Below are 2,392 nucleotides of genomic sequence, written 5' to 3'. Positions count from 1 at the left end.
GAAGTCCATAGACCAGACGGAATCTGGGCGCGAGACGTGGAGCAAAAGGGCGGCGAGACCGGAGCCTGGAAGGCCACGAAGCTCTACGTAGAGCACAAATCCTCCCAAAGATCGCCAACCGCAAGAGCGGCGTAACGCCACAAGCAATGTCTAAACGCCCACTGAGAGGCAAGTTGGGACGATTTCACGCCTTTCCTCCACTTTTATGCGGAAATCCGCCAGATTGTGTGCACAACCAACAGCATCGAGAGCGTCAACGCACGCATCCGCAAGGCCGTCCGTTCCCGCGGGCACTTCCCGACGGAGCAGGCCGACTTCGACCGCCGGCAGCTGACCTGCCCCCAGGGCCAGGTCAGCAGGGTGCGGTCCGGCAGTATCTCGATCCGCTCCCACTGGGCGTCAGTCAATGGCACACCCGGGCCAACGACCAACCGATCCAAACGAAACTGCCTAGGTGTACTGACCCGGGACGTTAGTTGAGGTTGTCTCCGCAGTCCGGCTATGTGGCTCCTGGCTGATTCGTCCTGCAGTAGCGGGTCTTCGGTCTAGTTGGATAGGGATTCCAGAAAGCGGGCGAGTCGCTTCCCGCGACCGGAAGCTGTGGACCCCCGCAACACCTCCCGGCGGTGCCCCGGATGCGGGCACACCGCCAAGGAGAACCGGCCCACACAGGAGAAGTTCCACTGTCAGGAGTGCGGTCACCAGGCGCACGCGGACACGGTGGGCGCTCTCAACGTTCTACGGGCCGGGCTGGCCCGTCGCGAAGCCCAACCGGCTTAGCGAGAAGCCACCCCGTTCACGGGGTGGAGGAGTCACGCACGACCGCTCATCGCGTCCCAGGACCTCGCCGAACGAGACGAGCAGGGCGACGGTGAAGCGATGCATCAGCCTGCGATTGCGACTGCGAGAAGGGCCAGTTCAGCTCGCGGAGCGCCTCGGTATCGCCCCATCAACGGTGCACCGCATCCTGGCGTCGGCGCGGCTGAACCGGTTGTCGCATGTCGACCGCGCCACCGGTGAACCGATCCGCCGCTACGAGCACTCCTACCCCGGCGCCCTGGTGCATGTGGACGTGAAGAAGCTCGGGAACATCCCCGACGGCGGCGGCTGGCGCTACGTGGGCCGTCGTCAGGGCGAACGGAACCGGGCTGCGACACCTGGCAAACCGAGGAGTCGGCACCGTGCCGAGGTGCCGGGCCTCGTTTTACAAGAAAAACGAATGTTCGTCTTGACGTGGGCTGGTCGACGTCGCAGGATGAGAACGCAAAACAGAATGGTCATTCGCGGAATGGGAGGTGGCTGCTGACCCTTCCCGCCGCAACGGGCGTGGGTCCATGACATACACCACCCCCCATTTTGTTCATCTTTCAACAAAATCGGGCGTAGGTTCATCAGTGCCGAACACCAAAGGGCACATCCCGCTCCGGCTCCGTCGTGGGAGGAGCGGGGCAGAGCAAGGAGGAAAGATCATGAGTCGCACCTTCGCGCGCAGGGCCGCCACCGCAGTCGCTTCGCTCGCTGTTGCCGCAGGTTCGCTCCTCGTGGCCGGCGGTACCGCCTCGGCCGCGACCGAGGCGACCCACCGTCCGGCCGTCGTCACCCATGACGGCAGCAGCTATGGGCACGACCGCAGTCGTCACGACCGGGACGACCGCCGCGGGGACGGGTACCGCTGGGACGACCACCGCTGGAGCGGGTACCGCGGGCATGACCGCCGCTGGGACGACCGCTGCTGGGACGGGTACCGCGGCTATGACTGGTACAGCCACGACCACGGCTACCGCTACTGACACGACGGCCACCGCTTCTACCGCTGACACCAGGACACCTGGGTGATCTTGGCCGTGGGTGGTGGCTTCGACCACCGCATCTTCGACTGACAGGCCCTCAATCCTCCTGCACCCGGGTGGGGCGTCCGGGTGCAGGAGGTCACCGGTCCTTGGGATGGGCACCGGTGGCCGGCCGGGCACGCAGGAGCGGCTTCCCGTGCCCGGGGCAGGGGTGGCATCCGTGGTCGCACGCAACGGGACGCGGGCGGCCGCACACGGATGCCACCCCGCTGGATCACCTCCGGCCGCCCCCAAGCGGCCGGCACCGCGTCGCGGACCGGATCCAATGCCGAGCGGCATCGGGCGCACGCAGAGAGAGTTTTTGGGCCGGATGGATGGCCGCACGCCGTCTGGGCCAGGCCGCGCGTGGCACGAACGTCCCGGGGCTTCTCCCTGCGGCCACGACGCCGTAGGTGTGGTCCTGGTGGTCCTGCCCTGGAAGCCGCGGAGGTCGCGGCGGGCTACGTCCTGACCGGACATCTTGAGCGCAGGCCCCTCCCTTCAGGGAGGGGTTAGCTCATCTTTCAACTGCTCTGACCTGCACTGATGGTGTTAGAATTGGT

Annotated in this window: 2 protein-coding genes and 2 pseudogenes; all 4 read left to right on the top strand. The window is 66.1% G+C overall.

The features are described 5' to 3' along the window. Positions 1–180: 180 nt before the first annotated feature. A pseudogene (locus ACFYXB_RS45780) lies at positions 181–312 on the top strand (transposase); the annotation flags it as partial. Positions 313–600: 288 nt separating this feature from the next. Beyond that, the gene (locus tag ACFYXB_RS45775) at positions 601–780 is read left to right on the top strand and encodes a zinc ribbon domain-containing protein (RefSeq protein WP_389591429.1); all 180 of its coding nucleotides are present in this window, start codon (positions 601–603) and stop codon (positions 778–780) included. 34 nt (positions 781–814) lie between these two features. Continuing rightward, a pseudogene (locus tag ACFYXB_RS45770) lies at positions 815–1,180 on the top strand (IS481 family transposase); the annotation flags it as partial. 289 nt (positions 1,181–1,469) lie between these two features. Continuing rightward, positions 1,470–1,790: a hypothetical protein gene (locus ACFYXB_RS45765; RefSeq protein WP_389591427.1), complete on the top strand. Its 321-nt coding sequence runs from the start codon at positions 1,470–1,472 to the stop codon at positions 1,788–1,790. The last annotated feature ends 602 nt before the right edge of the window (positions 1,791–2,392 follow it).

Origin of the sequence: Streptomyces sp. NPDC002619, assembly GCF_042889305.1 — a bacterium.
Taxonomy (GTDB): domain Bacteria; phylum Actinomycetota; class Actinomycetes; order Streptomycetales; family Streptomycetaceae; genus Streptomyces.
Note: the sequence above shows the minus strand (reverse complement) of the source record. Positions and strands in the feature narration are given on the sequence as shown.